The sequence below is a fragment of the Capnocytophaga sp. G2 genome, from assembly GCF_035282625.1.
Classification (GTDB): Bacteria; Bacteroidota; Bacteroidia; order Flavobacteriales; family Flavobacteriaceae; genus Capnocytophaga.
Genome location: NZ_JAYKBU010000033.1, coordinates 1 through 4552, shown reverse-complemented (window position 1 = coordinate 4552; position 4552 = coordinate 1). Strand labels below are relative to the sequence as shown.

3 protein-coding genes are annotated in these 4552 nt (G+C 40.3%); all 3 read left to right on the top strand.

Annotation, left to right across the window (positions count from 1 at the left end; all coding sequences use genetic code 11):
• Positions 1–83 precede the first annotated feature (83 nt).
• Positions 84–1148, top strand: coding sequence for a PKD domain-containing protein (locus VJJ03_RS11435; RefSeq protein WP_323975691.1), 1065 nt, complete (start codon positions 84–86; stop codon positions 1146–1148).
• A 544-nt stretch (positions 1149–1692) separates the two neighbouring features.
• Entirely contained in the window at positions 1693–4191 is a 2499-nt protein-coding gene (locus tag VJJ03_RS11430) for an ATP-dependent Clp protease ATP-binding subunit (RefSeq protein ID WP_323975690.1), read from the top strand.
• Positions 4188–4552, top strand: a 365-nt coding sequence (locus VJJ03_RS11425; RefSeq protein ID WP_323975689.1) for a DUF4280 domain-containing protein, incomplete at its 3' end; no start/stop codon positions are given. The genes VJJ03_RS11430 and VJJ03_RS11425, both read left to right, overlap by 4 nt.

Sequence of the window (4552 nt, the reverse complement as noted above, 5' to 3'; positions counted from 1 at the left end):
ATTTTGAAAAACCTTGTTTTTTATTTTGCAATACACGGAATTTTTAGTAATATTGCACGCAAATTTATCAATTTTCATTCTTTATGAAGAAAAGTTTGCTTAAATATCTACCCAAACTCGATACTACAGTCTTTCTCACCTTTGGCGGGATACTTTTGCTCGGGCTCATAATCTTAATATACCAACTCAATCACCGCACAGACTGCACTGAAGCCAAATATATTATCCACACAGACGACTTCATCACTAAAAATCTCATTGAGTTCATCGATAATACCAAAGGAGCTACTTCTTGGAAGTGGGATTTCGGGGATGGCTCTGCCGTAGATTACAACCAAAACGCACTTCACTCTTACAACAAGGCAGGACAATACATCGTTACCCTTACCATCAATAACACTTGCAGTTTTCAAAAAATAGTAACTATCACAGACCCTGATGCCGATTCAGGCTATCTGCCTGTTATCATCGCCCCCAATGTAGCCTTTGAGAGGGATACCATCAAGTTTAACGCCCGCAAAGAAGGTGGCATTTCTTTTGAGTGGAACTTTGGCGAGGGTGCTGGTACTGATGCCCTTGGTGAAAAAGTTACTTATAGCTTTAAAACCACTGGCAAAAAGACCGTTTCCTTGATTGTCAATGGCGATATAGAGCACATCGCCACGAAAACTATCTACATCGCCCCTAAGCACATTGTTGCCAAAAAGAAAAGCGATGTATCCTCTTACGAATTTGAAAAACCTCATTCTGACTTTGAGTTGCCTCGTGGCAAAGTCCAAAAAGACCCTTTGGTAGATTTTATCCAGCATCTTCCTGTAACCCCTGCACCCAAAAAGGAGAAAGACAGTATTCCTTCTCCTAAAAAAGCAGCTGACATCTCTTCTGAACAATTCCAACTCTTGCTGGGTCAAGTAGCAGCACAGTCCAAGACCAAAGACGATTTTAAAGAATATCTCTGTGGTAATTTTAGTACTCCTGTGGTAGTAAACGACCAAAAACTCGTCCCCTTTGAACAGCTTTGTAGGGATATTGCAGGTAAAAAGATTAAAATCTCCACAATGCGCCTACAAAAAGACACTAAAAATTGTATTCAACATATCTATATCTATTACAAGATTAAGAAATGGGGGATTTGGGTAAAAGAGTGATAGATTTTAGCTTAAATAAAATCTAAGATAATTAAGACAATGGATGGAATACTATTTTTCAGCATTGGAATTAGCATACTCATTCCATTAGTACAGTTGTTTTATCTATTCTATCGTAGATTTTTTAATAAAGATAGTAAATTTATTCAATATTTATTAGCGATATTAAGTGTTTTTGCTTATATAAGTTTGAGTTTTGTAGTTATAATGTATATTAAACCAACAGTTTTTGATAGTACAGACTTTCATAATACGATTATTATACCTATTGCAGCTTATTTGGTAATGAATGTAATTATAATACTACAAAAATATATAGCAAAAAGTAACACCATAGGTATATTACTGATAATCAATCTTATTACACTGATAACTATATGCTATTACTTATTGCTGACAACTACCTATGAAGAGGGAGATGGAGATGTATTGTGTAATTCACACAAACAGATAATGATTTTTAGTTACACTGATTTTATCGGGGTACTACTATTAAACACATTGACATTTTTCGTTATTAAAAAGTAAAAGATTTTAGAATCCTATGCAACAAAAACCCTACACTCAGGAAGTCCAAAAATCCCTTCAAATAGCCCAAAAGATAGGCAAGGAGCATATCCACGCTCATTACTCAGGAGCGCACTTGCTGAAAGCGATGCTCAATCGCGATTTGCCCTTGCTTAAAGCCTTAGAGGCAAAGGGCATTGACGTGTTTTACTTAGAGGAATGGGCAGAAGTGCGTCTTGAAGAACTTCCTAAATCCACGCATACTTATAGCTGCGAACCCGATGAGGTCATAGATACCATCTTCACAGAGGCAAATCAAGTCGCTGAAAGCCTTTTAGAGGAAGAAATAAGCCTCTTTGCGGTAATAGTAGCAATCAGCAGTCCAGGGGTAGCTTTTAGCTTTGACCAAATGAAGACCTTTCCTGTCTCTCGTGCTGAACTCCTGAAAGACCAAACCGTAAGCGGTACCATCTTCTCTAACAACACTCCTGACGAACCCCCAGTAAAAAAGAAAAACAACTTCTTACAAAAATACTGCATCCACAAAAACGCACAGGTAAAGCCTCAAAAAGAAAAAGACCTTTTAGTAGGGCGCGATACTGAAATCAACAAAATCATTGAAATTCTTTGCCGTTTTAACAAGCCTAATGTGCTGATTATCGGTGATTCGGGAGTAGGTAAAACAGCTGTTTTAGAGGGATTTGTACAGAAAGTAGTATGGCAGCAAATCCCAGAGCTACTCACGGGCTTAGAAGTCTTCGAGTTGGATATGGGGGCTATCGTGGCTGGGGCTTCTTATAAGGGCGAGATTGAAGACCGCTTAAAGAACATCGCCCAAGAGCTTAAAGCACTCCCCAAAGCAGTGCTTATCATTGAAGAAATCCACTCTATTTTGGGCGGACAAGGTTCAGACTCTTCTATTGCGAACCTGCTCAAAAGCGAACTCTCCAAAGGCTTACGGCTTATTGCGACCTCTACCATTGAAGAATACACCAAAAAGATAGAAAAAGAACAAGGATTGTCGGGTATGTTTGAACTTTTAAGATTAGAAGAAAGCGATGACGACACTCATTTTAGAATGCTCAAACAAGCCTTAGCCGACTATCAAAAACACCATAACATCAGCATTGACGACCTGACTATCAAAGAGGCTATTCGCCTTTCCAAGCGTTTTATGAAGGAACGCAGCTTGCCTGCTTCGGCTATTGACCTGATAGACCAAACGATGGCATCGCTTAAAACAGCAGGGGAGTCATTCTTAAAAGAACGCAACTATTTTATAGGCAAAGTATTAGAACTAAGAGAAAACAAAAAGCTCCTCAGCGAAAAAGACCGCCAATTGCTGGCTCAGTGGCTTTATAAAGACCTATGCCAAAAACTGCAAAACCTCAGCAGCTCAGAGAGTGAAACACAAGATAATACCACTCTTACTGAAAATACCCCTACTGATGAGCTTCTTAACCTATGCCGCATCCTTATTGATCGTATTGAAGACATAGCAAAAGAAAAGCGAAGCCACATCACTCAGTACGACCTTGCTTTTATCATCTCTCAAAAGACCAACATTCCTATTGGCAAGCTCAAAGAAGAGGAAAAGCAGCGGCTCAATGATATGGAAAACGTATTAGCCCAGCGGGTAGTAGGGCAAGACCACGCCATTGCAATTGTCTCTGAGGCTATTTTGGAAAGTCGTTCAGGCTTAAATAAGGCAGGACAGCCTATTGGTTCTTTCTTCTTTTTAGGTCCCACAGGTACGGGGAAGACAGAGCTTGCTAAGTCGTTGGCTGAGTTTCTATTCCAAGATGAGAATGCGATTATCCGCTTTGATATGTCTGAGTTCAAGGAAGAGCACTCCGCTGCTTTACTTTATGGCGCACCACCAGGTTATGTAGGCTATGAAGAGGGTGGACTGCTGGTAAACAAAATACGCCAAAAGCCTTATGCCATTGTGCTTTTTGATGAGATAGAAAAGGCACATAGCTCGGTATTTGATGTCTTCTTGCAGATAATGGACGAGGGGAAGCTTCACGATCGCTTGGGCAAAGAGGGTGATTTTTCTAATGCTATTGTGCTCTTCACTTCCAATATAGGCTCTGAGTTTATCGTACAGTCTTTTGAAAAGGGAAATATCCCTACTTCTTCTGAGCTTTTAGAGCGTATGAGTGGTTATTTCCGTCCTGAGTTCTTAGGGCGACTTACCGAAACGATACCCTTTGCCCCTATTAGCAAGGGGAATGCGCTAAAAATCTTTGAGATACACTTAAAGAAAGAGCTGTTGGACTTGGTAAAGAATATCAACATACAGTTAGAAATCACCAATACCGCCAAAGAACAGCTTTCAGAAGAGGGCTACGACATTAAATATGGGGCACGACCTTTAAAGGGCGTCATCCGCGCTAAACTGCGTCGTCCCTTAGCTAAAAAGATTATTGCAGGAGAGTTTAAGGAAGGTGATAGCATCATAGCCGATTGGCAGGAAGGGAAAATCGTATGGAACAGAAAAGAAGATAACAAGCTAAAAGATAATATATTATGAACCAAAAACATCTCGTATGCCAAGGAGCAACCTGCCAATGTCAATTTGGCAACACTCCCGATAAGTTAAAGGTACTTACGCAGACCAAAGCCTTTATCAATGAGAAAGAACCACAAGAGAAATTGGTAGCCACCACTGCCGATGTAGGAGCTACTTTTGAGAAAAACACCTTTGGGCTGTGTCAGATGCAGCCACTGCCAGGTGGGGGCTATAAACCCTGTCAGGCAATGGTAACTCAGTGGAGCGGTGCTTATGAGAATGTTACCTATGAAGAAAACAACGGACATCCCCTATTAGAGGACAGCAAAGCCACCTGCCCCATAGGTGGTAAGGATTGTATTAGTATTATCAACCACGGACA